The 25,534-nt window shown below is 59.1% G+C and carries 22 protein-coding genes and 1 pseudogene; 7 read left to right on the top strand and 16 right to left on the bottom strand.

Annotated features, from left to right (window positions below):
• The 4 genes and pseudogenes from HB680_RS03185 to HB680_RS03200 form a co-directional block, all read right to left on the bottom strand.
• Positions 1-186 (bottom strand): annotated as a pseudogene (locus HB680_RS03185) (hypothetical protein); the annotation flags it as partial.
• Positions 187-589: 403 nt separating this feature from the next.
• Positions 590-1,315, bottom strand: coding sequence for a hypothetical protein (locus HB680_RS33010; RefSeq protein ID WP_213937111.1), 726 nt, complete (start codon positions 1,313-1,315; stop codon positions 590-592).
• A complete protein-coding gene (locus HB680_RS03195) occupies positions 1,279-1,452 on the bottom strand; it encodes a hypothetical protein (protein WP_213937112.1) in 174 nt (57 codons plus the stop codon). The genes HB680_RS33010 and HB680_RS03195 overlap by 37 nt, the downstream gene beginning before the upstream one ends.
• A complete protein-coding gene (locus tag HB680_RS03200) occupies positions 1,449-1,592 on the bottom strand; it encodes a hypothetical protein (protein ID WP_213937113.1) in 144 nt (47 codons plus the stop codon). Before HB680_RS03200 ends, HB680_RS03195 begins: the two co-directional genes overlap by 4 nt.
• Positions 1,593-1,772: 180 nt before the next feature.
• Between HB680_RS03200 and HB680_RS03205 the strand changes: the two genes are divergently transcribed.
• Complete coding sequence (locus tag HB680_RS03205) at positions 1,773-3,197, top strand: IS1182 family transposase (RefSeq protein ID WP_213937590.1); 1,425 nt, start codon at positions 1,773-1,775, stop codon at positions 3,195-3,197.
• Positions 3,198-3,331: 134 nt separating this feature from the next.
• Here HB680_RS03205 and HB680_RS03210 read toward each other — a convergent pair whose 3' ends face one another.
• The 9 genes from HB680_RS03210 to HB680_RS03250 all read right to left on the bottom strand — a co-directional run bounded on the left by HB680_RS03210 (position 3,332) and on the right by HB680_RS03250 (position 17,278).
• The gene (locus tag HB680_RS03210; protein ID WP_213937114.1) at positions 3,332-6,928 is read right to left on the bottom strand and encodes a glycosyltransferase; all 3,597 of its coding nucleotides are present in this window, start codon (positions 6,926-6,928) and stop codon (positions 3,332-3,334) included.
• Between the two features lie 116 nt (positions 6,929-7,044).
• Positions 7,045-8,625: a flagellar hook-associated protein 3 gene (locus HB680_RS03215; RefSeq protein WP_213937115.1), complete on the bottom strand. Its 1,581-nt coding sequence runs from the start codon at positions 8,623-8,625 to the stop codon at positions 7,045-7,047.
• Positions 8,626-8,638: 13 nt separating this feature from the next.
• The gene (gene flgK, locus HB680_RS03220; RefSeq protein ID WP_213937116.1) at positions 8,639-10,678 is read right to left on the bottom strand and encodes a flagellar hook-associated protein FlgK; all 2,040 of its coding nucleotides are present in this window, start codon (positions 10,676-10,678) and stop codon (positions 8,639-8,641) included.
• Between the two features lie 23 nt (positions 10,679-10,701).
• Positions 10,702-12,006, bottom strand: a complete 1,305-nt coding sequence (gene flgJ, locus HB680_RS03225; RefSeq protein ID WP_213937591.1) for a flagellar assembly peptidoglycan hydrolase FlgJ — start codon at positions 12,004-12,006, stop codon at positions 10,702-10,704.
• 14 nt (positions 12,007-12,020) lie between these two features.
• The gene (locus tag HB680_RS03230) at positions 12,021-13,109 is read right to left on the bottom strand and encodes a flagellar basal body P-ring protein FlgI (protein ID WP_163909044.1); all 1,089 of its coding nucleotides are present in this window, start codon (positions 13,107-13,109) and stop codon (positions 12,021-12,023) included.
• A gap of 27 nt (positions 13,110-13,136) precedes the next feature.
• Entirely contained in the window at positions 13,137-13,832 is a 696-nt protein-coding gene (gene flgH / locus HB680_RS03235; RefSeq protein WP_213937117.1) for a flagellar basal body L-ring protein FlgH, read from the bottom strand.
• 52 nt (positions 13,833-13,884) lie between these two features.
• On the bottom strand, positions 13,885-14,670 hold the full coding sequence (gene flgG, locus HB680_RS03240) for a flagellar basal-body rod protein FlgG (RefSeq protein WP_054049256.1): 786 nt from the start codon (positions 14,668-14,670) through the stop codon (positions 13,885-13,887).
• A gap of 46 nt (positions 14,671-14,716) precedes the next feature.
• Positions 14,717-15,457: a flagellar basal body rod protein FlgF gene (locus tag HB680_RS03245; RefSeq protein ID WP_213937118.1), complete on the bottom strand. Its 741-nt coding sequence runs from the start codon at positions 15,455-15,457 to the stop codon at positions 14,717-14,719.
• Between the two features lie 258 nt (positions 15,458-15,715).
• On the bottom strand, positions 15,716-17,278 hold the full coding sequence (locus HB680_RS03250) for a sigma-54-dependent transcriptional regulator (RefSeq protein ID WP_213937119.1): 1,563 nt from the start codon (positions 17,276-17,278) through the stop codon (positions 15,716-15,718).
• A gap of 406 nt (positions 17,279-17,684) precedes the next feature.
• On the opposite strand from HB680_RS03250, the gene phhA reads away from it, so the two are divergent.
• The 5 genes from phhA to HB680_RS03275 all read left to right on the top strand — a co-directional run bounded on the left by phhA (position 17,685) and on the right by HB680_RS03275 (position 22,108).
• Complete coding sequence (phhA, locus tag HB680_RS03255) at positions 17,685-18,476, top strand: phenylalanine 4-monooxygenase (RefSeq protein WP_054049250.1); 792 nt, start codon at positions 17,685-17,687, stop codon at positions 18,474-18,476.
• Positions 18,477-18,589: 113 nt separating this feature from the next.
• On the top strand, positions 18,590-18,946 hold the full coding sequence (locus HB680_RS03260; RefSeq protein ID WP_123509107.1) for a 4a-hydroxytetrahydrobiopterin dehydratase: 357 nt from the start codon (positions 18,590-18,592) through the stop codon (positions 18,944-18,946).
• A complete protein-coding gene (locus HB680_RS03265) occupies positions 18,943-20,139 on the top strand; it encodes an aromatic amino acid transaminase (RefSeq protein WP_213937592.1) in 1,197 nt (398 codons plus the stop codon). The genes HB680_RS03260 and HB680_RS03265 overlap by 4 nt, the downstream gene beginning before the upstream one ends.
• A gap of 482 nt (positions 20,140-20,621) precedes the next feature.
• Positions 20,622-20,804: a hypothetical protein gene (locus HB680_RS03270; protein WP_213937593.1), complete on the top strand. Its 183-nt coding sequence runs from the start codon at positions 20,622-20,624 to the stop codon at positions 20,802-20,804.
• A 104-nt stretch (positions 20,805-20,908) separates the two neighbouring features.
• Positions 20,909-22,108 carry an MFS transporter gene (locus tag HB680_RS03275; protein WP_213937120.1) on the top strand — a complete coding sequence of 400 codons (1,200 nt, stop codon included), beginning with the start codon at positions 20,909-20,911 and terminating at the stop codon, positions 22,106-22,108.
• Here HB680_RS03275 and arfB read toward each other — a convergent pair.
• From arfB to HB680_RS03290, 3 genes are all read right to left on the bottom strand, one after another.
• Positions 22,105-22,518 (bottom strand): alternative ribosome rescue aminoacyl-tRNA hydrolase ArfB, encoded by a 414-nt coding sequence (gene arfB, locus HB680_RS03280; RefSeq protein ID WP_213937121.1) that lies wholly within the window; start codon positions 22,516-22,518, stop codon positions 22,105-22,107. The two genes, HB680_RS03275 and arfB, sit on opposite strands and share 4 nt — an antisense overlap.
• Positions 22,519-23,196: 678 nt before the next feature.
• Positions 23,197-23,895, bottom strand: coding sequence for a DUF4225 domain-containing protein (locus HB680_RS03285; protein ID WP_346657339.1), 699 nt, complete (start codon positions 23,893-23,895; stop codon positions 23,197-23,199).
• On the bottom strand, positions 23,888-24,388 hold the full coding sequence (locus tag HB680_RS03290) for an Hcp family type VI secretion system effector (RefSeq protein ID WP_213937122.1): 501 nt from the start codon (positions 24,386-24,388) through the stop codon (positions 23,888-23,890). Before HB680_RS03290 ends, HB680_RS03285 begins: the two co-directional genes overlap by 8 nt.
• 268 nt (positions 24,389-24,656) lie before the next feature.
• On the opposite strand from HB680_RS03290, the gene HB680_RS03295 reads away from it, so the two are divergent.
• A complete protein-coding gene (locus tag HB680_RS03295) occupies positions 24,657-25,499 on the top strand; it encodes an alpha/beta hydrolase (RefSeq protein WP_213937123.1) in 843 nt (280 codons plus the stop codon).
• The last annotated feature ends 35 nt before the right edge of the window (positions 25,500-25,534 follow it).

Below are 25,534 nucleotides of genomic sequence, written 5' to 3' on the forward strand. Positions count from 1 at the left end.
GATGTCGACGTTGATTGCTTCGCTCGAGGTCGAGTAGTCGACGGTGTCGGTACCCAACCCACCGTCCAGCTTGTCCGCGCCTGCGCTACCGATCAGGACATCATTGCCTCCCAAACCATTGATCTCGTCATCGCCACTGGTACCTGTCAGCGTATCCACGCCATTTGTCCCGCTAATCACTGCCATTTTTTTCTTCCTTGCCCTGTTGGTAAAACCGGTACTGGTGAATGGGCTTACATGCCGACTGGTGGTTCACCACTTGCTCAATAAACGAATCTGTCATGAGATATCGACGGGAGCAGCCCGAAACTTTATGCCTATCCAAAAATTGTTCGAAGGACCAGTCTGCGTGTTGGTGCAAAAAAAAAACCGGACCAGTCATGATCAGGTTCCCTCTCGTACCCCCTCATCTGCCCTCAATCACATTCAGGCATTGAAGACAGAACGGCGCAGGTATCAGCCAAACATGCTGAACGCATCCGCGTTGACCGGCAGGATGTCGCAATTGGCTGCCTGGAGATGCTCGATGGTGTTAGAGCCTGCGTACCAGCCCTGAAGTTTCACACCATGGTCAGGCTCTACGGCCTGACTATCCAGGCGACTGTAGAGAGTCTTCCCCCACCCGCATGACGTTCAGGTCGGCGGCAGTGGCAACGTTGTTCAGTGCCAGTGTGTCGCCTGTGGCATTGCTCCGGCCACCATTAAGGATCGTCACCAAGCTGCTGGTGTTGACGATATAGGTGTCGTCACCGTCGCCCCTTTCAAAGGTGACGCCGCCGAAGGAGGTAGTGAACGTGTCAGCTCCGAACGAACCAATGACCTTCTCCACATTCGTCAACATATTGCCCCCGGCACCTGCGTCGACACCTTCGCGCAGGTTGATGTTCACGGCGTCATTTGACCAGGAGTAATCCACGGTATCGAAACCGTCCCCGCCATCGAAACCAATCTGCACGTCAATCGCCCGAAAATGGTCGTCGTAGTTTGAGCCACTCACCCGCTCAATTCTGGTGTAGGTATCACCCAACGCTGCGCCTGTGCTCAGTTGCCCGGCTATTAGGTCTACCGTGACCCCCTCGGTACTGGCGGCATAGCTCGCGGTGTCCATGCCTGCGCCGCCGATCAAGTGGTCCGCGCCCTCGCCGCCCACCAGCACGTCGTTACCCGCACCGCCGATGAGGGTGTTGTCGCCGGCATTGCCGTAACCGGTGAATTTGCCGGTGCCGGAATAGGTCAGGCGTTCGATGTTGTCGTTCAGGGTGTAGTGGGACAGGTTGGTCAGGACTTGATCGTCATAACCGCCCCCCCCAACCACCCTTCAATGATTTTGGTGCCGCCGGCATTGACGACGCAGGTGTCGTTACCCCGTCCGCCTTCAAGGGTCCTGCCGGTCAACGTGGTGGTGAAGGTGTCATCGTAATCACTGCCAATGACCTTCTCGAAATTCTTCAACGTATCGCCTTCGGCATCGCCGCCGACACCGGGCCGGCGGCGCCGATCAGGACATCATCGCCACGCAGGCCATTGATCAGGTCATCCGCATTCGTACCGATCAGCGTGTCAATGCCGGCTGTTCCGTTAATAACTGCCATGCTGCCTTCCTTGCCGTGGTGTAAAAAAACGAAATCATTGGGCAACTATCGACTGTTGAAAACAGAACCTTGAAGCGGCGACCAAAAAAAGGCGACCCAGCAGACTGTGTGAAAACCTAGCAATCTGCGCACGGCTCAAAGAAAATGCTCCGTATCGAAAGATACGGAGCATTTTTCGTTATGGCTTACATCCAAGGAGAGTCCCGCAGCCAGACCAGTCTGTTTCCGGTCTCGCTGGAAGAACTGATCCCCGAGGATCACCTCGTTCGGGTTATCGACCTGTACGTCACCAAGTTGGATCTGGCGCAACTGGGCTTTGATAAAGCGCGGCCCAAAAGCACAGGTCGCCCCTCTTATGATCCTGCCGATCAGCTCAAACTCTACCTCTACGGCTATTTTCAGCGGATTCGCTCATCGCGGCGTCTCGAAGCCGAGTGCCAGCGCAACATCGAAGTGATGTGGTTGATCAACCGGCTTAAGCCCGACTTCAAGACCATCGCCGACTTTCGCAAAAACAACAAACTCGCCTTTGTGGCGACGTGCCGTGCCTTCGTCCGGTTTTGCCGCACCGCTGGGCTGATCGCAGGCGACTTGGTGGCCATCGATGGCAGCAAGTTTCAGGCGGTCGCTTCCTCGCGGCGCCATATGAACCTCAAGCAGCTCAAGCGTCAGGAGGAGAAGCTAGATAAGCGCATCGCCCAATATCCGGCCGAACTGGATGAGGCCGACAAGGCCGAAAGCACCGAGGTGATTGATCGTGGCGCGATCAAAACAGCGTTGGCGCAGCTTGAAGTTCGCCAGCGGGACAATCAGAGCTGCCAAGCGCTGATGGACGCGATGGGCCTGGAGCAGTTCAACACCCACGAAAGCGATGCCCGCATGATGCGCACGCCCAAGGGGCCGCGTGTGTCCTATAACGTGCAGAGCGCCGTGGATGCCGAGCATTGCCTGATTCTGCATCATGAGGTCACCCAGGATGGCGACGACCGTAAGCAACTCGAGCCAATGGCTAAAGCCGCCAAAGAACAGCTGGAACAAGATGTCCTGACCGTGACTGCCGATGCCGGCTACTCCAACGGCCAGCAGTTTCAGGCCTGCGAGGAGGCATCGATCACCGTTTATGTGCCGCCCAACCGTTCGGTCAATCCCGGCAGTCAGGAAGAGCCGCTCTTTGAGCGAAAAGACTTTACCTACGACCCCCAACAAGATCGCTACCAGTGCCCGGCGGGCAAGTGGTTAACGCTCAAGCAACGCAACAAGGGTGATCGGATCTATCAGGCAGATATCAGCGACTGCGCTGCCTGCCCGCTCAAATCCCAATGCACTGGCGCTCAGCGCCGCTACGTCTCACGCCATGCCCATGAGGAAGCCTTTGAGCGAATGGAGCAACGAATGCTGGCCCATCCGCAGATGATGGCCAACCGAAGATCCAGCGTTGAGCACCCCTTCGGCAACCTGAAGCAATGGGTGTTTGGCAATGCTCGCTTCCTGTTGCGTCAACTGGAGGGCGCGAGAGCGGAAATGGCCCTGGCAGTGAACGCCTACAACCTAAAACGCGCAATTAGCGTGCTCGGAGCCCGCCAGTTGATGGCGCTAATGGGCTGAAAGGCCTTTTTTCGTCTGTCGCCCGCACAAAAACAAACGCCCCGAACAAGTCGAGGCGTTTGTTGGGCTGGCCGTCAGTGCGTTTTCACACAGTCTGCCAGGGTCGCCTTTTCCTTCAAAAACAATTTGAACGATCAGTCTTCCAGCCAACCGTTCTCCCAGTAGCGCAGGTTGTCGCCGCGCAACACGTAATCGCGCAGGACAATCTCACGCAACTCATCGCCCATGCGGTAGCTGGCGTCCGGGTCGGCCAAATGCATGCGGATCGCTTGCAGCCATTCATCCGTGGAGTTGCTCTTGACCCGAGTACACGGCAAATACCCGCGATAGGCTTCGGTGTCGGAGCAGATCACCGGGAATCCACAGGCACCGTACTCCAGTAAGCGCAGGTTGCTCTTGCAGTCGTTGAAGATGTGGAATTCCAGCGGCGCCAGCGCCAGGTCTAGGTTGAGGCTAGCCAGTTTCGCCGGGTAGTTATCCAGCGGGATCACGCCATGGAATTCATGCATGTACGGCAGCAAATCATCCGGACACATGCCGAAGAACACCCATTCGACTTCGTTGGCCAGTTCCCGGACCACGTCGGCAATCACCGCCAGGTCCCCGTGGTGACTGGTACCGCCGCCCCAGCCGACCCGTGGTTTTTTCGACGTGCGACGCTGGCTGCGCATGTCGCCCCACAGGTGTTTGGCCAGCATGTTCGGCACGACGCGAATGTCGTGGTGCATGTCTGACAAAACGTTCGCCAACGGCTCGGTCGATACCACCACGCGATCGCACATCGCGATGGCGCGCCGCACCAGGCGCTCCATCTCATCCCGGTTGGGCATGTTGCGGATATGCGCATTGCGATGGGGGACGTCGATGACGTAATCGTCCAGCTCGTAGATCCGCCGCGCATTAGAGAAATTCTGCAATGGCGCTACTTCATTGATCGAGCCTTCGGAGTAACGACCCTGCAGGATGATCACGTCCGGTGACTGGCGCTCGATTTCAATGATCGTCGGCATGTTGTAGTGAATGCGGCCCTCGGCCCTGCCCGCTTCTTCCAGCTCGATCATCGGCTGGGTCACGCGGTAGTGACCGATGGCAGAGGCATTGAGCGGCAAGGCGAGCACATTCGGCAACTGAGCCTTGGAAAACGGATTCCAACCGGTACGCAGGCCCGGCTCCAGGCTGAAGCTCGAACCACCCACGCCGTGCAATGACAGGTTGACGTTGTAGGCCGGGTCACGGGCGACGATCGGCAACCAGCGTTTGTAGAACACGTCCTGTTCCTGGCCGCGCAATACCTGCTCATTCTCTTGTGCCACGCCGGCCGGCCGGGCGCCCAGCGCCAATCGGGCGTAAGGCGTCCACACCACCAGATAGCCGTCCTGGCCAATGCGCAGGCACAGGTCGACTTCGTTGAGGGTCAACGCCAGGTTTTGCTCATCGAGACCACCGACTGCCTTGAACACCGCTTTGCGGACCATCAGGCAATCGCCGCCGACGGCGCTCAAGTCATGGGCCACTTGCAACCGGAACATATACCCCGCCGCTTGCAGGGATTCGCCGTAAAACGGTACGCCGACCGGCCCTTGCAACCCCAGAATCAGACCGGCGTGCAGCACGCAGCCATCCGGATTGAATAGCTTGGCGCCGACCACGCCGACTTCCGGTCGCTGGGCGTGATTGAGCATTTCGTCCAGCCAGTCACCTTGGGTAATCACGCTGTACGGGTTGAGCATCAGGACGTATTCGCCACTGGCCTGCCCCACGGCGAAATTACGCACCGCCGCATCATTCCCCTGTTGCGGATAGTCCAGCACGCGAATGCGCTCACTGCCCAATTGCGCCATGCCGGCGAGCCAGGCCCGCGCCTCTGCGCTCTCACTGCCGTTATCGACCAGCAACAATTCGTAATCGGTGTAGAGGGTCTTTTCCAGCAGGGTTTCGACGCAGCGTTGCAAGGCCAGGTGCTGGTCCTTGGTAACGATAATGATCGAGACCGGTGGCCGGTCTTCATGGTGATAATCGACACGGTTGAGCAGATCGGAACTGCCGCTGCGGATATCATGAGCGATGCCCAGGCGTTGCAAGTGGGCTTCCAGCAACCGGGGATTGGTTTCCACCACTTCAGGCAGAGACAACCACTTGGCCAGATCAAACGCCGACTCCAGTAACACCTCTGCAATGTGCCCGACCACCTGCGGGCCATCCTGCTCGACCATGCGCCAGAGCACATCGTGAGGGGCCAGTTCCGCGAAGGTCGAATCGAAGCCGCCCAATGCCACGAAACACTCCCGCTCAAAGGCCAGGGCGCGACCGACATACGGGTAGCTGCGCATGAGGTCCAGGTTGAAGTCAGGCTTGAACGCAGGCTCAGCCGACTCCCCTTGACGCAGACTGCCTTCGTCGCTGTACAGGCACTTCAGGCTACTCGTAAGCGCGATACGATCGGCCATGACCAGCAAGGCCGGCGTCACCAGTCGATCACCGGCACGCAGCAGGTAGAACCAGTCAGCGCCGTCCAGTTGTGGCAGCAGTTCATTGATCTGCGCCAGACTGTCGTCTTGCAGGGGCAAGCGGAACACCCGCTCTTCCAGCTCGGCCTCAGTGCACGAGGCGGACAGCACCAGTGTCAATTCCGGGGCGTAGTCTTGCGCCGCCAGCGACTGCAACGTGAGTTCCAGAGCCGAGCGACTGCCCTGCTCGTCAATGATGATCGGCACAATCTTGGGCGTGCGCGGCCAACTGGCCAAGGTGTCGGGCAGCAGTTTGCGCTGGCCGTCGGTGAGGACACGACAGGCCAGCCATTGGGCGTAGAGGTCGGCAAAACTCACACTGTCGATGCCGACGCGCCAGGCCAGGTTGCTTTGCTTGGTGCCCAAGGTCCGGCTCAACGGCAACTCTTCCCAGACCCGGGGCGACTCGTCGGCCCGGGTCAATGGCATATAGCGAATCCAGCCCGGTGCCGGCGCGGACTCGCCACTGCGGGCCTTGAGCATCTGCGTGACCCATTTGCGCTCGACTTCAACCGCATCCTTCATGGATTGCTGAGCGCTGAAGCGCTCCGGATACAGGCGCTCGACGCTGAGCACATTGTTGGACATGACCAGGTTGCCGCGACGCAGCAGGCACACGTACAAGGCAAAATCGAGGGTCGCTACAAAGCAATGACCCGGTTGGGTCAGGGCTGGCAACAACTCCACCACGTCAGTGCGACGGAATAGGGCATTGCTGAAGCCCCCCAGGATATTGACCGGGAAGCGTTCGAAAATCCCCAATAGGTCATCACCCTTGAACAGACCACTGACCGGGGACAGCGAGGTGTTCTCCAGGCGCTCCGGCAAAATCATGTCGTCGGCGTCCCAGAACAAGCGCTGGGCCAGCACCAGGCTCACCTCTTCGCGCGCCATCAGCTCACGGGCCTGCTGCTCGATGCAGGCAGCAAACAGATGATCGTCATCGCACAGAAACTTGATGTACTCGCCCTGGGCTTCTGCCAGGCACGCCTGCAGGTTCCCGACCATCCCCAGGGCCCGTGGATTGCGCACGTAGTGCACGGCCACGCCCGTTTGTTCCGACACGGAAATGACCGCCTCTTCGATCTCATTGCCACGACTGTCGTCGCACACAATGATCTCAAGATTGCCATAACCCTGACTCACGGCACTGTGCAACGCCCGACCAAAAAATCGCGGATTGAACGCAGGAATGACAAGGCTGACTAGAGGAAGTGAATTCACGGCGGACTCGCAGGCGGCGCGAGCTCGCCCAGTAAAGCGAGCCCTTTGAACCGCGGAAAAAGACAGTAGCTATTGGAAGGGCGGCGGGTACCGGGCGCCTGCGCGCCCGGACTCCGTCAGATCTTGTTGAACAGGCCCAGCGACGTGATCTTGCTGAACGCCAGTTGCGCGGCTTGCAGCATGGTCTGCTGCAGGGTCAGGCGCGTCATGACTTCGGCAGGGTCGGAATCGCGAATGGCGCCCTGAGTGGCGGTGTTCGCCAGGCTCAGGCTCTGATTGGTCGTGGACTGATCGTCCAGCGACTGACCGCGTGCGCCAATCGAGGTGACGGCCGAGCCCAACTGGTCGCTGGCACTGTCCAGGTTCGCCAGGCCGGAATCCATGGCCGCCTGGAATTGCTGCTTGGCCACGGTGTTACCGTCGATGGGTGTGTTCAGCGCGGTGATCATCTTGCCCAGGGTGTCGAGTACGTTCTGGGTCTGGTGATCATTGGCCTGCACGACGAACTGGTCGCCGGCGGCCGGTGCGCTACCGCCGCCCAGGGTGAAGGTCACGCCCGCTGCGGTCGCCGTGTCGGGAGGACCGGCCACAACAGTGCCCGACGATACGGGACGGCTGTCGGCGGTCACTGGCGCTGCGTACAAATCGAACGCGGTGGCGCTGGTGAACTTGAGGACCGCACCGCCGTTCGGGAAGGCTTTGCCGTAGGCCACCGGGTCAGTCACGCTGGAACCGGTGATGACGGCAGTGGACGGGTTGCCGGCGCTGCGTACCGCGCCGATGGTGTCCGGGTTGGCCGTCAACTGGAAGGTGTGGCCGGCAATGACCGTGTCCGGCACGTCGCCCGACTTCAGGTTGATGTTCAGGTTCAGGTCGACGCCACGGAAGTTGACCACCTGGTTGGCGCCGTTGCTGTTGCTGAACGCGCCGTTCTGGCTGGCCTCGGTGGTCACGTCGTTGCCCAGACCATCGGTGATCTTCAACTGAGTGCTGCTCAGGAAGGTGACAGTATATGGCTGGCCGCTGGCGAACTTGGAATCGTAGGTGGCGCTGTTGGTCACCTGTCCGTTGGACAGAACCACGCGACCGTCATCCACCGCCGGAGCCGTCATGGCGGCCTGGGTGCGGCTGGTGTTGATGGTCTGCTGGAACGCGTCCCAACCGGTGGTGTTGCTGGCCACGGTCAAACCGTCGCCAATGCCCAGATTGATGCTGGTCTGGTCACCGTTGTAGGTGTAGGTGCCGTCGGAATTCTGCGAGTACGGTGGGGTGTCGGTTTTCGAGCCGGAGAACAGGAAGTTGCCGGCCGAATCCTTGGAGTTCATCAGGCCTAGCACTTGTTGCTGGATCTGGCCCAATTCCGCCGCATAAGCTTTACGGTCATCGTCGGTGGCAATGCCGTTGTTGGCACTGAGGGCGATTTCCTTGGCGCGCTGCAAGGCGGTACCAATGGAGTCCAGAGTGGTTTCTTGCAGGCTCAGCGAACTCTTGGTCGAACTGATGTTGCTGGTGTACTGATCCAGCATCGCGCTCTGCTGACCCAATTGCAGCAAACGACCGGCACCGAGCGGATCATCGGCGGCGGTGTTGATGCGGGTCAGGCTGCTCGCTTCGTTGCTGGTCGCGATCGCCTTGTTGAAGTTGCGCTGATAGTTGGCAGCGGTTGTCTCGTAATACTGGGCGGTGGAAATGCGCATGAATTACGACTCCTTAAAGGCTGTTGATCAGCGTGCTGAAAGTTTCCTGCGCAGCCTTGATGATCTGCGAAGAGGCGGTGTAGTACTGCTGGTATTTGACCAGGTTGCCGGTTTCCTCATCCAGGTCGACCCCGGACAGCGAATCCCGGGCGCCTTTGGCCTGGGTCAGGATCGCCGTGGTGGCGTCACTGTCGGACTTGCCCTGGGCAGCCTTGGAACCGACGTTGGTCACCAGGGTGTTGTAGGCGTCGGTCAGGCTGATGCCCTTGCTCGCCGAACCGGTGTCCACGGTCTGTTTGGTTTGCAGGCCGACCAATGCTTGAGCGTTGCGGTTGTCCGAAGACGCCGCGCCGGTCAGGGACATGGAGAAGCTTTCACCGTTGGCGGGCGAGCCGCCCACGGTGGTCTGCACGGTGAAGGTTTTCTGCACCGGCGGCGCACCGCTTGTGATCGGAGTCCCCGTGGCGTCGACCATCGGGACGTTCAGGTTCAGGGTGTTGTTCTGCCCCGGAACGATGCTGCCACTGCCCAGCGGATTGCCTTGGGCGTCGCTCAGCGTGTAGGTCTGGCTGCCACCGCTCGGCGCACCGAACGTGATCTTGACCGGCGTCGAATACTTGAGCCCGGTCTGCATGTCGGACTGGTTCGTCGCGTTGTAGATATCGATGGTGCTGGTCAGCGTCGGCTGAGTGTAGGTGCCGGTCGCCTTGGAGCTGGCCACGCCGGTCAACGGTGCTGCCGCCGCGATTTTTTTCGGGTCGGTCAGTACGGTCTGGATGCTCGCTGCGGCGCCACGGGTCGGGGTCACCTTGAAGCTGTCGCCGGCGCTCAGGGCACCACCGTTCAGGGACAGGCTGAAGCCGTCGATCACCGGTGGCGGCGTGGTCGTGGTGCTGAAGGTGCCCATGTCGGTGCCATCGGAACGCTTGACGCTGTAGTCGGTGGCGCTGGTGAAGGTCACCTGATAGTCGCTGGTGGTCAGCTTGCCGGTGTCCTTGATGGTGACATCGAGGTTGCCGGAGCCGGCGCTGTTGCTCGCATTACCAATGCTGCGCTGACTGATCAGGGCAGCGCTGTTGATGTTGTTGAAAATCGCCGCGCCAAATTCACCGTTCTTGTCGATGCCTTGGGCTTGCTGGCTGTTGATCTGGTCGGCCACCACCAGGGCCACGCGCCCCAGCTCGTTGAGCGATGGGTCGAGCACTTCCTTGCGGTAAGTCAGCAGACCACCGATTTCGCCGCCGCTGACCACCGACGTGATGTCGATGGTGCTGGAGCCACGGTTCATTTGCAGGCCCATGCGCGACGGATCGTCCTTGCTCGGCACGGTTTCCAGGGTATTGGTGGTGTTGCCCATCACCAATGGCTGGCCGCTGCCGACGTAAATGTCGTAGCTGGTGCCGCGCTCGACGACCTGCGCGCCGACCATCTCGGACAGTTGACGCACCGCTTCGTTACGGGTGTCGAGCAGGTCGTTCGGCTGGCCGCCGCTGGTGGAGATTTCGCCGATCTTCTGGTTCAGGTTGGCGATTGAGGTCGCCAACTTGTTCACCTGGGCCGCCATGTCCGCCAGGCTGCCGTTGACCGTGGTGTTCTGGTCGTTGAGCTGCTTGGCGAGGGCGTTGAAGCGCGAGCTCAACGCCTGGGCGCCGGTCAGTACGCCTTGGCGCGACGTGTCGTCAGTCGCCGAGGTCGAGACCCCTTGCATCGAGGTGAAGAATTTCTGCAACACGCCGGTCAGGCCGGTGTTGGTGTCGGACAGCGAGGCGTCCAGCGGCGTGGCCTGATTCAGGTACGCGGCGGATTCACTGTTGAGCGAGGTGGCGGTGCGCAATTGCGAATCGAGGTAAGAGTTGTACACCCGACGAACGTCGGCCAGGGTTGTGCCCGTGCCGATAAACACATTGCCGACCTGTTGCGAGGCCTTGGTGCTCTGCACGGTTTGCTGACGCGAATAACCGGCGGTGTCGACGTTGGCAATGTTGTTGCCTGTCACAGCCAGGGAGGATTGGCTAGCCGCCAGACCCGACATCCCGATATTGAGCAAACTCATGGTTCAGACCTTATGCCTTGTGCCTATAAAGGCGTGGTGGAAGCGCCCGCCGCAGCGTAGTTTTGGTAACTCGTCATCTGCTTGGCAATCTGCGAAATCTTGTTTGCGTAGTTCGGGTCGGTTGCGTAACCGGCCTTTTGCAACTCGCGTACAAACTGTTCTGGGTTATCGGCCGACTTCACCACATCTTGATAGCGATTATTGCTTTGCAGCAAAGTTACAAGGTCATGGAAGCTGTCCTTGTAAGAGGCGTAGGAACGGAACTCGGCCGTCTCCTTGACCATCGCGCCATCCCTGAATTCGCTGGTGATCGCCCGCGCCGAATCGCCCTTCCAACTGCTGCCGGTCTTGATACCGAACAGGTTGTGACTGCTGCTGCCATCCTGGGCACGCATGACCGATTTGCCCCAACCGGTTTCCAGGGCCGCCTGGGCCACCAGGTAACGCGGATCGACGCCAATGCGGTCGGCAGCTTCCTTGGCCATCGGCAACATGGTGTTGACGAATTCGTCGGCGGAACTGAAGGCTTTCTTCGCCGGAGCGAGAGGAATCTGTGCCATCGCACGCCCGTAAATCTGCATCTGGCCGCTCGACGCGGATGCCGTTGCCGACGGCAGCCAGTCGCCGTTGTACAGCGGGCCGGCGCCAGTAGTCGTGGAGGTGGCGCGTTCAGGCAACAGATTTTTGAGAGTTGTCGCCGCCGTGGTGCTGGTCGCGGTGGACGGCACCAGACCGGCGAGCAAGCGGTCCGCCAGTTTCGGCGGCAAGGCCAAACGCCGCTGATTGAGCAGTGCCACGTCATTGCTGTGAGCGGCGGTCGCGGTCGGCGACTTGACCCCGCGCGAAGCCCACAACGGACGCTCGCCGTTGAGGCGCGACAACGGACCGTTGGTGGCGATCGTACCCGCAGCCACCGGCGTCGTAATCGCTTCAGCCTTGGCTTTCGCCGCCTCTTGCTTGGCTGCCGAATTCGCCGCTGCCTCACCCGGGGCCAGCGGTTTGTTCTTCGACATCTGGCGCAGCAACACGTCCGCCAAGCCGATACCGCCGCCTTCGCGGGACATGGAAACGGCCAACTGCTGGTCGGACATTTCCTGGTATTGCTTGGCGGCCGGCGTGTTGAGCGGATTGTCCTTGCCCAGCTCGTCAGTGGCCGAACGCATGGACTTGAGCATTTCACCGAGGAACAGCGATTCGAATTCCTGCGCAACTTTGCGCATGTTCGCGTCGCTGTTCTTGTCGCCGACTTTCAATTGATTCAGGCGATTAAGGTCGGAGTAAGACCCCGAATCACCCGTGCCGACCAAAGCGCCCTTGCGCATATCCACCATGGTCGTCGTCCTCAGATCACGATCAAGTCGGCTTGCAACGCGCCGGCCTGTTTCAGTGCTTCAAGGATGGCCATCAAGTCACCCGGCGCCGCGCCGACCTGGTTCACCGCACGCACGATTTCGTCGAGGGTGGTGCCCGGGCCGAACTTGAACATTGGCTTGGCTTCTTGCTGGGCGTTGACCCGCGAGCGCGGCACGACCGCTGTCTGCCCGTTGGACAGAGGGCCAGGCTGGCTGACGATCGGGTCTTCGGTGATGGTCACGGTCAGGCTGCCGTGGGTCACGGCGGCCGGGGACACTTTCACGTTCTGGCCGATCACGATGGTGCCGGTCCGCGAGTTGATGATGACCTTCGCCACCGCCTGGCCTGGATCGACTTCGAGGTTTTCGAGGATCGACAGGTAATCGACTCGCTGACTCGGATCGAGGGGCGCCGTGACGCGGATCGAACCGCCGTCGATGGCCTGGGCCACGCCAGGGCCGAGCAGGTCGTTGATCTTGTCGACCACGCGCTTGGCGGTGGTGAAGTCCGAACGGTTGAGGTTCAGGGTCAGGCTGTTGCCCTGGTTGAAACCGCTCGGCACCGAACGCTCGACCGACGCACCGCCGGGGATACGACCGGCCGACGGAACGTTGACGGTGATCTTAGAACCGTCGCGACCCTCAGCATCGAAACCGCCGACCACCAGGTTGCCCTGGGCGATGGCGTAGACGTTGCCGTCGATACCTTTGAGCGGTGTCAGCAGCAAGGTGCCGCCGCGCAGGCTCTTGGAGTTACCGATGGACGACACGGTGATATCGACCTGCTGACCCGGTTTGGCAAACGCCGGCAAATCAGCACTGATCGACACTGCCGCGACGTTTTTCAACTGCACGTTGCCCGAACCCGGCGGCACCTTGATGCCGAACTGCGAGAGCATGTTGTTGAAGGTCTGCAGGGTGAACGGGGTCTGGGTCGTCTGGTCGCCGGTGCCGTTAAGCCCGACCACCAGGCCGTAACCGATCAATTGGTTGGTCCGCACGCCGGAAATACTGGCGATGTCCTTCAGTCGCTCGGCTTGAGCGGTAAAGGCTGCGGACATCAACAAGGCAGCGACCATGAGACTCTTGAAGTTCAACGTAGCCACCTAGAAAGGGAACAGCGGGCTGAGGAAGAAACGGTCGAACCAGCCTGGCTGACTCGCATCGGCAAACGCACCGGTGCCCGAATAGGTGATACGTGCATCGGCGACACGGGTCGACGACACGGTGTTATCGGTCGCGATGTCATCGGCGCGAACCAGGCCGGCAATCCGCACCAGTTCATCGCCGGAGTTGAGGGTCATCCACTTCTCGCCGCGCACGGCAATGATGCCATTGGGCAAGACGTCGGCGACGGTCACGGTGATCGAACCGGTCAGGCTGTTGCTCTGGCCGGACTTGCTGGCGCCGTTAGTAGCGCGGTCGCCGCTGTAGCCCGCGTCGAGGCTCAGGCTGCCACTGCCGACCGGATCACTGGTACTCAGGCCGCCACCGAACAACGACGTCAGGCCGATGCTGGTCTTGCTGGTCTTGTCGATCTGCGAGTTGGCGCCCTTACTGGCCTGGGTCTTCTCGTTCAGGGTGATGGTGATGATGTCACCGACCCGGAATGCCTTGCGGTCGCTGTACAGATTCTGTTCGAAACCGGCCTGGTAGATCGAGCCATTGTTGGCGGCAGCCGGCAACGGCGTGCGCGGCAACACCGGGGCGTAATAAGGGTCATTGGGCTTGGGCGTCGGCGCGACGCAGCCCGCGAGTGCGACTACCCCACTCAGTGCCAGAACAGATACAAAGCGATTCATGACCCTACCTCACGGTGTTGCTGGCGACCTCATGGCCGCCCCATAGACTTGATTACAGATTCTGCGTTACGAACGAGAGCATCTGGTCGGCGGTGGAGATCACCTTGGAGTTCATCTCGTAGGCGCGTTGGGTGGTGATCATGTTGACCATCTCCTCAACGGTGCTCACGTTGGAGCCTTCCAGGGTGTTCTGCAGCGTGGTACCGAAACCGTTCAGGCCCGGGGTGCCGACTTGCGGCGCGCCACTGGCGGCGGTTTCCAGGAACAGGTTGTTACCCACCGCTTGCAGGCCGGCCGGGTTGATGAAGTCGGCGGTTTGCAGGTTGCCGATCACCTGGGAGGCCGGGTTGCCGGGAACAGTGATGGACACCGTGCCGTCGGTACCGACCGTGAAGGTCTGGGCGTTGTTCGGGATGACAATCGCTGGCTCCAGGGCGAAACCGCTGGCGTTCACGATCTGGCCGTTGGAATCGAGGTGGAAGGTGCCGTCACGGGTGTAGGACGTGGTGCCGTCCGGCTGCAGAATCTGGAAGAAACCGCGACCATCAACCGCCAGGTCCAGCGGCTGCTCGGTGGTTTGCAGGCTGCCGGCGGAGAAGTTTTTCTGGGTGCCGACGATGCGCACACCGGTACCCAATTGCAGACCGGACGGCAGTTCGCTGTCCTGGGTCGACTGGGCGCCAGGCTGGCGTTTGATCTGGTAGAGCAAGTCCTGGAACTCGGCGCGGTCACGTTTGAAACCCGTGGTCGACACGTTCGCCAGGTTGTTGGAAATGGTGGTCAGGTTAGTGTCCTGGGCGGACAGACCTGTTTTGGCAACCCATAGAGCCGGAAGCATTTCGATTCTCCTCGTGCGCCTGTTTTACGGCGCGACGTTCTGATAATTAGCTGATCTGCAAGACCCGAGCCATGGCCTGGTCATCGTCTTTGGCGGTGTTCATCATCTTGATGTGCAGCTCGAACTGCTTCGACAAGGCCAACACCGAGGTCATTTCTTCCACGGCATTGACGTTGCTCGATTCCAGGAACCCGGACACCAGTTTGACGCCCGCATCGGCTTGCGCCGGTTTGCCGTCCTTGGTGTGGATCGAACCATCCAGGCCTTTGGTCATGTTCTTCAGGTCAGGGTTGACCAGTTTGATGCGGTCGATTTCGGCCATCACGCGCGGGCCTTCGCCCATCGAACGAATGCTGATGGTGCCGTCCTCGCCCACTTCGATTTTCTGCTCGGGCGGCACGGCAATCGGCCCGCCATTGCCCATCACCGGCATACCGTTGCCGGCGCGCAACACGCCGAGGGCGTCAATGTTCAGGCTGCCGGTGCGCACGTAGCTTTCGCTGCCATCGGGGCTCTGCACCGCGATCCAGCCGTCGCCGGTCACCGCCACGTCGAGGTCGCGACCGGTTTCCACCATCGAACCCGGGGAGAAATCAGTGGCCGGACGCTCGGTCATGGCAAAGGCACGCGCCGGAAAGCTGTCACCAAACACCGGCATCGAGCGGGCCTGTTCCAGGTCCTTTTGAAAACCGTTGGTGGAGATGTTCGCCAGGTTGTTCGCATGAGCCTTCTGCGCCAGTGCATTCTGGCTGGCGCCGGTCATTGCCACATAAAGGTACTTGTCCACACTCAATCCTCTGCATGCCGGACGTTTGCCGCCCACTGCTGTACTGATGAGCCTTAAGCAATTTGCAGACCAACTTTTTTCTGACGGCCCGGGACCCGGTAAACAAAGGACTTGAGGGGTTTAGAGGGGATGAGGGGATTGTGTCGAAGTCGAAAAACCGGCGGTGTTATGCCGCTTCGCGGCAATAGATCAAAAGATCGCAGCCTCGTTTCACTTTGTAGGAGCTGTCGAGTGCAACGAGGCTGCGATCTTTTGATCTTAAACGCCGCTGTCTTTACCCACTTCATACTCCCGCAACTTATTGGCAATGGTCGTATGCGAAACCCCCAACCGCTTACCCAACTGCCGACTGCTCGGATGCTCGGAATACAAGCGCTCCAGCACCGCTTTCTCGAAGCGCCCGACAATCGCATCCAGCCCGCCTTCCAGCGAGAAATCGCCAAGCGGCTGACGCACGCCGTAATCCGGCAAGCGGATGTGCTCTGCTTTGACCGTCCCGCCCTCGCACAGGGAAACCGCCTGGAACAGCACGTTTTCCAACTGCCGGACATTGCCCGGCCAATGGTAATGACTGAGCCGCTCCATGGCCGCCGGCGCCAGTTTCGGCAACGGGCAACCGATCTGCCGACTGGCCTGGTCGAGGAAGTGCTCCACCAGTGGCGTCAAACCGTCGAGGCATTCGCGCAGCGGCGGGATGTGCAGCGACAGCACGTTCAAGCGGTGATACAAATCCTGGCGAAACTCGCCGCGCGCGCACAACTCGGACAAATCCACCTGGGTCGCGCAGATCACCCGCACATCCAGGTAAACCTCTTCATCACTGCCGACACGGCGGAAGCAGCCGTCCTGCAAGAAGCGCAGCAATTTCACCTGCAAGCGCGGGCTCATTTCCCCGACACCATCGAGAAACAGCGTACCGCCGGCGGTCAATTCCAGCAGTCCGAGCTTGCCTTCGGCCCGCGCCCCTTCGAAGGCGCCGGGGCCATAACCGAACAACTCCGTCTCAGCCATGGATTCCGGCAGACCGGCGCAGTTGAGCGCCATCAACGGCGACTGCCCGCGTGGACTGGCCAGGTGACAGGCCCGCGCCAGCAGCTCTTTGCCGGTGCCGGTTTCGCCTTCTATCAATAGCGGCGCATCCAGCGGCGCCATGCGCCGGGCCTCGCGCACCACCGCGGCCATGACCTTCGAACTCTGGAAGATGCTGTCGAAACCGCGCAGTTCTTGTTTGCGCACGTTATAGATGCGCTCACCAACGCGGTCCGCGCGGTGCAACGTCAACACCGCGCCGGCCATGGCCTCGCTCTCGTCGTGCTCCGATTGCAGCGGGGCGATGTCGGCGAGAAACACGTCGCCCTTGACCTTCACCCGCAAGCCGTTGATCCGCGACTTGTTGGCGCGCACCAGTTCCGGCAAATCGAAGTCTTCGGCGTAGCGGGATAAAGGAATGCCCGGCACCTCGTCCACCCGCACCCCGAGCAATTGCGCCGCCGCGCGGTTGGCCGCGACGATGGAGCCGCCCATGTCGATTGACAACACCGGGAATTCCAAAGCACCGAGCAGTGCGTTGAGTTCCATGTGCCGACGCTCGCTGGGCATAAGCCCTACACGCTTGACGCCGAATACCCCGCCAATCGCCTCGAATTTCGGACGCAGCGCCTGGAACTGGATGTTGATCAGGTTCGGGCAGTGCAGGTAGATCGCGTTGCCATGCTCACCGCCGACCTCGCCGCGAGCGACGTTGATCCCGTATTCCACCAACAGGTTGAGAATGTCACGCAGGATGCCGATGCGGTTTTGGCAGTGGACTTTGATACGCATATAAAAGGCCTGAAAAAGCGGTGAGTGAATTGGATGCCAAACACATGACCCTGTGGGAGCGGGCTTGCTAGCGAAGGCGGTCTGTCTGATACATCAATGCTGGATGTGCCGACGCTTTCGCGAGCAAGCCCGCTCCCACAAGGGGTATTGCGGTGTCCTCGGGCTTATTTTTCTGCAAGGACGCTCAGATAGTCGTCAAGATTATGTGACACCCACAGCGCTTTTCAAACCCGAAAAACTCAATACCTGCGCCTCAGCCGCCAAACCGTAACGAAAAGTTTACGAAATCAACCGAATTTTCCTACGTGCGACCCAAACCTCCTGCTGCATCACCGCACTCCTTGGGGTATCTCTAAGTCCATAGCTGTACATAACAAGAACGACTTCCCCCTAGCAGGAGAGCAGCATGAAGCAGACGCAATACGTGGCTCGCGAGCCCGATGCGCAAGGTTTTATCGACTACCCCGCCGAAGAACACGCGGTGTGGAACACGCTGATTACTCGCCAACTGAAAGTGATCGAGGGTCGTGCGTGCCAGGAATACCTGGACGGTATCGAAAAACTCGGTCTGCCCCACGATCGCATTCCGCAACTGGGTGAGATCAACAAAGTCCTCGGTGAAACCACCGGTTGGCAAGTGGCCCGGGTGCCGGCGCTGATCCCCTTCCAGACCTTTTTCGAATTGCTCGCCAACAAGCAGTTTCCGGTGGCGACGTTTATCCGCACCCGCGAAGAGCTGGACTACCTGCAAGAGCCGGACATTTTCCACGAGATCTTTGGCCACTGCCCGCTGCTGACCAACCCGTGGTTTGCTGAATTTACCCACACCTACGGCAAACTCGGCCTACAGGCCACGAAGGAAGAACGCGTTTATCTGGCGCGTTTGTACTGGATGACCATCGAGTTCGGCATGGTCGATACCCCAGAGGGACTGCGCATCTACGGCGGCGGCATTCTGTCCTCGCCTAAAGAAACCGTTTATTGCATGTCGGACGAGCCAGAGCATCAGGCTTTCGATCCGCTCGAATGCATGCGCACGCCGTATCGCATCGACATCCTGCAGCCGCTGTACTTTGTGCTGCCCAACCTCAAGCGTCTGTTCGACGTGGCCCATGAAGACATCATGGCCATGGTCAAGCAAGGCATGCAGTTGGGCTTGCACGCACCGAAATTTCCGCCCAAGCCAAAAGCCGCGTGAACCGCGTTTTTTACTGACAAGTGTGTCTGTCAGTCGGCGCGGCTTTGGTTTAGCGTGACGGCATTGACGACCGATATAGCCCATACAAAAAAGCTCGAGACAGGAAACAACCCATGTCCACATTGAACCAAGCCCACTGCGAAGCCTGCCAGGCCGGCGCCCCCCAGGTCAGCGACGAAGAGTTGCCGGTACTGATCAAACAGATCCCGGACTGGAACATCGAAGTGCGCGACAGCGTGATGCAACTGGAAAAGGTTTTCCTGTTCAAGAATTTCAAGCACGCCCTGGCCTTCACCAACGCTGTCGGTGAAATTTCCGAGGCTGAAGGTCACCACCCGGGCCTGTTGACCGAGTGGGGCAAAGTCACCGTGACCTGGTGGAGCCACTCCATCAAAGGCCTGCATCGCAACGATTTCATCATGGCCGCGCGCACTGACGACGTGGCCAAGGATGCCGAGGGCCGCAAATAATGCATTTCGACGCCATTGGCCGAGTACCCGGCGACCCGATTCTCGGCCTGATGGAGGCCTATGCGCAGGACCCCAACCCGCGCAAATTCGACCTTGGCGTGGGTGTCTATAAAGACGCCCAGGGCCTGACGCCGATTCCGCAATCGGTGAAACTCGCCGAGGCGCGCCTGGTGGATCGCCAGACCACCAAAACCTACATCGGTGGTCACGGCGAACCGGCGTTCGGCAAAGTGATGAACGAATTGGTGCTTGGCGCCGATTCAGCGCTGATCGCCGAGCAGCGGGCCGGCGTCACCCAGACCCCGGGCGGCACCGGCGCATTGCGTTTGAGCGCGGACTTCATCGCGCAGATGCTGCCGGGCCGTGGCGTGTGGTTGAGCAATCCGACCTGGCCGATCCACGAAACGATTTTCGCCACCGCCGGGGTCAAGGTCAGCCACTACCCGTACGTGGGCAGCGACAACCGTCTCGACGTCGACGCCATGCTCGCGGTGCTCAACGAAGCGCCCAAGGGCGACGTGGTGTTGCTGCACGCCTGCTGCCACAACCCGACCGGTTTCGACCTGTCCCATGACGATTGGCGCCGGGTGCTCGACGTGGTCCGCCGCCGCGATCTGTTGCCGCTGATCGACTTCGCCTACCAAGGCTTCGGCGATGGTCTGGAACAGGATGCCTGGTCCACCCGATTGTTCGTCGACGCATTGCCGGAAGTGCTGATCACCAGTTCCTGCTCGAAAAACTTCGGCCTCTACCGCGACCGCACCGGTGCGCTGATTGTCTGCGCGAAAACCGCTGACAAACTGGTGGATATCCGCAGTCAACTGGCCAACATCGCCCGTAACCTGTGGTCGACCCCGCCAGATCATGGTGCCGCCGTGGTGGCGACCATCCTTGGCGACCCGGAGCTGAAAAGCCTCTGGGCCGACGAAGTGGAAGCCATGCGTTTGCGTATCGCACAACTGCGCAGCGGTCTGGTGGAAGCGCTTGAGCCCCACGGCTTGCGCGAGCGCTTCGCGCACATCGGTGTGCAACGCGGGATGTTCTCCTACACCGGGCTGACGGCGGAGCAGGTTAAACAACTGCGCGATCATCACAGTGTGTACATGGTCAACTCCGGCCGGGCCAACGTCGCGGGGATTGATGCGACGCGCCTGGCACTGCTGGCCGAGGCGATTGCTGAAGTCTGCAAGTAATCCAGGCCCATTACACATCCCCCTGTGGGAGCGGGCTTGCTCGCGAAAGCGGAGTGTCAGTCGACATAAACATTGACTGACACACCGCATTCGCGAGCAAGCCCGCTCCCACATTTGATTTGCGTGACTGCTATTGACCTGTCTAGACAATCCCATTCGTCGAAACAAACGGATATAAAAGTCTGTTTGTCATTTCTCCTGCTGTATCCTGCCCAAGCTTTTTAAAAGCGCGGATCTACCAGATCTATCAACAGACTTTGCGAGGAGCGCGAACATGCACGAGATCCCTAATCTCCCCTTCCCAAGCCTGCACGAAACTGAGCAGACAACCCCGCAACAAGCCAGTGCCCAACAGCCTGAGCCGAAAGAAGCCACTGACAGTCGAAAGACTGACAGCGAAGACTGAAACACCTGCAATGCCAGACCGTGTGGAAAGCGCTAACATGCGCTTTCCACACCGCCTGAACCCCGAGCACCCCGCCATGACTGATGAATTCAGCGAAACCCAAGCCAGCGTTCTGATCGGCACCGCCGAGAAAATGATCGAGATCTGGAATCGCCTCTCCCCGGAAAAACAAGCCGCCCTGCTCGCCCGTTTCGGCAGCGAAGAAAACGCCCTCGCCGCCCTGGTCACCACGCAACTGGTCGCCCCGACCAAATCCTGATTCATCCCCGCCCGGCAAATAGTTTTACTTTTCCACGACCGCTCGCCCCTCGCGCCGCTATCATAAGCAGCCTATCTATCCTGCTGCCCCGTGGACCTTTACCCATGTCAGAAAACCAGCGCCCCCTGGCGGTCACGCTGCAAGTCGTTTCCATCGTCCTGTTCACCTTCATCGGCTACCTCAATATCGGCATTCCCCTGGCCGTATTGCCGGGTTACGTCCACAGCGACCTGGGCTTCGGCGCGGTGATCGCCGGACTGGTGATCAGCGTGCAATACCTGGCCACCCTGCTCAGCCGGCCTTACGCCGGGCGCATCATCGACAACAAGGGCAGCAAACTGGCGGTGATGTATGGCCTCGCCGGTTGCGGTTTGAGTGGGGTGTTCATGCTGATTTCGGCGTGGACCCAAAGCCTGCCGATGCTCAGCCTGATCAGCCTGTTGATCGGCCGGCTGGTACTCGGCAGCGCGGAAAGCCTGGTGGGCTCGGGTTCGATCGGCTGGGGCATCGGCCGCGTGGGGGCGGCGAATACCGCCAAAGTCATTTCCTGGAACGGCATCGCCAGTTACGGCGCCATCGCCATCGGCGCCCCGCTCGGCGTCATGCTGGTCGATAAAATCGGCTTGTGGAGCATGGGCGTGAGCATCGTGCTGCTGGCCGTTCTGGGCCTGGCACTGGCCTGGCCGAAAACCGCCGCGCCGATTGTGGTCGGTGAACGCCTGCCGTTCATGCATGTGCTGGGCCGGGTGTTGCCCCACGGTTGCGGTTTGGCGCTGGGCTCCATCGGTTTTGGCACCATCGCCACTTTCATTACCCTGTATTACGCCACGCAGCATTGGTCGAACGCGGTGCTGTGCCTGAGCCTGTTCGGGGCCAGCTTCATTGGTGCGCGACTGTTGTTCGGCAACCTGATCAACCGCCTCGGCGGGTTTCGCGTGGCGATTGCGTGCCTGTCGGTGGAAACCCTGGGCTTGTTGCTGCTGTGGCTGGCGCCGGACGCCCATTGGGCACTGGCGGGGGCGGCGCTGAGCGGTTTCGGTTTCTCGCTGGTGTTCCCGGCGCTGGGCGTGGAAGCGGTGAATCTGGTGCCGGCCTCCAGTCGGGGCGCGGCGGTCGGGGCGTATTCGTTGTTTATCGATTTGTCGCTGGGGATTACCGGGCCACTGGCCGGGGCCATTGCTGCGGGGTTTGGTTTTGCGTCGATCTTCCTGTTCGCTGCCCTCGCCGCGCTTAGCGGTTTGGCGCTGAGCGTTTATCTGTACCGGCAAGCACCGAAGTATCGCGAAGAAAGAGAGCCCCGCTAGAAGTCGATCTTACCGCGCCCGGCCTTGATGCTGCCGCGCTTGGTCTTGGACTCCAGCCGACGCTTCTTCGAACCGAGGGTCGGCTTGGTCGGGCGGCGTTTCTTTTCGACTTTGGTGGCGCTGAGGATCAACTCCACCAACCGCTCCAGCGCATCGGCGCGATTGGCTTCCTGCGTGCGGTATTGCTGGGCCTTGATGATCAACATGCCGTCGCTGGTGATACGGCTGTCCCGCAACGCCAGCAGCCGCTCCTTATAGAACTCGGGCAAGGACGAGGCCGGTATGTCGAAGCGCAGGTGCATGGCGCTGGAGACCTTGTTGACGTTCTGCCCACCGGCGCCCTGGGCACGAATGGCAGTCAATTCGATCTCGGCATCCGGTAGGTGCACGTTGTTGGAGATTACCAGCATGGAAAAGCGTCCGGGTTCAGGACGTGCAGGATACCGCGAATGACGAACTGAATATCAGATGTTCATTGAAATAGACGAGCTTACTGAACCATTCAGAACCAGAATTAATATACCTAAAAAATAGTTGCTTTGATTCGACTAACTTTACTAACCTAACACCTCATATCAATGAGGCCCCACAACTGATGCTTGAAAAAATCCGATATTATCTTGCGGCCACTCTTCTAGTCCTAGGCTGCTCTGGACTACCCTCCGGACTGATTGTATTCGGCATAAGGAAAATAATTCACATAGATGAACAGCATTTAAACAAAGCTTACTTGGCATCATATGTTATCGTTGTTTTTTTCGGCTTGCGAATTTACATACCAAGAATGCGCGGCATGACGTAAACCGAATCAATCTACCCAACAAGATCAGATTAAAAACCCACGGAGCGCGACATCAATGACATTAGAAAATATTCGATACCTCCTATCAGTTACCTGCCTAGTTCTAGGTTGCTCAATCCCCATTATGGGTGCGGTGGTCTGGGTCATCACAGAAATTATTCCACTAGAGGGACGCGCGCTAAACATAGCCTATATTGCAACGTATATTCCTATTGCATTATTTGGCTTGCGCTTTTACATCCCAAGACTAAGAAACTCAGCATAATACTTCTCACATGATCGACCTTCAGTTTCCTCTCCGCACAGACGTACCCTCCTCAGCAATAGCATTTATAGTTAAAAAGTCAACTAACGCCTCAAACACAAGAGCTAGAGCACCAGCTTGCTTGTAAGCCCTTTCATTGCTACGGGGATCGAATCTAAAAAGTTGCGCAGAGTCGGGCTTGCGTACAAGCCTGAACATGCCATACCCAGACAAAATCAAGTCGGTAGAATAGTACGCCACATTCCCTTTATAACTATCCCTGAACAGCGCCTGATACCCACCTCTAATGGGCCCCAGGGTGCCTGGCACGCCCGGGCCATTGTAAATATTCCCCACTCCTTCGGCGACGTTATTAACCCCGTGACCGATTAGAAAGGCTCCCGGCACGACAGCAACCCCACGCGAAGCACCTGTTATCGCCACCCCCAGTTCAATTTGCATTAGTCCCGCTAAGACGCCGATTCCATTTTGAGTATAAAACCGCGCTTTCGAAGACAACGCTTCATACTCAGCCCTGATTTCCTGGACCCCTTCCCAAGCACTGATCAGCCCTTCATCGACCGCCTGGATAACTTCATTGGCATAGGAGGAAATAATAGAACCAAGCCGAAGCCGCATAAAACCGTCAGGAAAATGCGTCATACCAATATTGCATCCAATAGCGACCAGATCAGAAGCTGCTCTCGTTACATCATGAATATCACAGACGTCCTCACTCACCCTCGTCCCTCCATGAACTATAAGCGCTTGTCGCTGCGGTTACATGGGCCCAGGCAATCTCTCTATACCGAATAGCCACTTGTTCTTGCGGCTCTGCATCATTCATACGAATAGCGTGGGGAACTTGTTGACTGATGTGTGCAATACGCGCACCGGTGAGGTGTATTGAGTAATATCGCTCTTGTCCTCCAGCCGAGGCGGTGCGGTAGAAATTGATCGTACATTCGACCTCCTCACGCTCATGCAACGCACTCGCCAGCAAGGGTGATGCTTTATCAATCGCTTTGGTGATCACGATCGGCATGTGTTTACCACGATCACCGGCCATGTTGCCTTCATTACCAGTCGTCATATCGTGCGAGAACGCCAACACCATGATCTCGTCTTCGTGATCAAACTGGCATTTGTTCCCAATAGAGCTATTTCCTGAGCAACCGGCAGAGATAAAACCTTGACGTTTACCGGTAATCGTCATGTAGCTGTTACTGGCCATATACGCCGCTCGTTAATGTTTTCGGGACGTCAGACTAAGATAAAAAAGACCCTGTAGGTTGTAGTCCACTTCCGAATTAACAAGCTTCATTCTGTTTTTGCAATTTTCCGAAACCACTGTAGTACGTGGCAACTCCGCATGTAGGAACCAGACTTCAGAAGCGATCCGCAATATATCTTTATATAGCTACGCCTGGCCTTCTGATTGGTAGGCTTCTACGCTAACGCATCCGGATCCCGCCGATCAGGCCTTTTGAATGGAGCCACCTATGCCCCGTCGCTTGCTTGCTGCTTTCTGTGTCCTGTTGTCATTCAACATTGCTCACGCCGCCGAACGCTGGGAAACACTGCCGGCCACCCCTGCCCCGATCACCAGCGCCAAAACCGGTCGTGCCGACGTCAACGGCATCAAGCTCTATTACTCGATCACCGGTCACGGCTCCCCCGTCGTGCTGCTTCACGGCGGTCTGGCCAACTCCGATTACTGGGGTAATCAGGTCAAGGCGCTTTCGGCGAAGCACACCGTCATCACCCTCGACAGCCGTGGCCATGGTCGCAGCTCGCGAGATGCGCGACCTTTCGGGTATGACCTGATGGCGGACGACGTCATTGCGGTGCTCGACAAGCTGAAGATCGAACGCGCCGACTTCGTGGGCTGGAGTGACGGCGCGATTCTCGGGCTGGATCTGGCCATGCGCTATCCGCAACGTGTCGGCAAAGTGTTTGCCTTCGCCGCCAATACTCAGACGTCGGGGGTCAAGGAAGGCGTCGAGAAGAACCCGACCTTCGCCGCCTACATCGAACGCGCTGGCAAGGAATACGCGAAGCTGTCGCCCACGCCCAAGGAATACGATGCGTTCGTCGAGCAAATCAGCCATATGTGGGCGAGCCAGCCCAACTGGACCACCGAAGACCTGGCGAAAATCAAAAGCCCGGTGTTGATCGTTGACGGCGACCATGATGAGGCGATCAAGCGCGAGCACACCGAATACATGGCCTCGGCCATTCCCGGCGCCGGCCTGTTGATCCTGCCGAATGTCAGCCATTTCGCGTTTATCCAGGACCCGGCGTTTTTCAATGCGTCAGTGCAGAGTTTTCTGGATGAAAAGTAATCACTGACCCAGCAGATCAAAATGTGGGAGCGAGC

The organism is Pseudomonas sp. dw_612, from assembly GCF_018449725.1.
Classification (GTDB): domain Bacteria; phylum Pseudomonadota; class Gammaproteobacteria; order Pseudomonadales; family Pseudomonadaceae; genus Aquipseudomonas.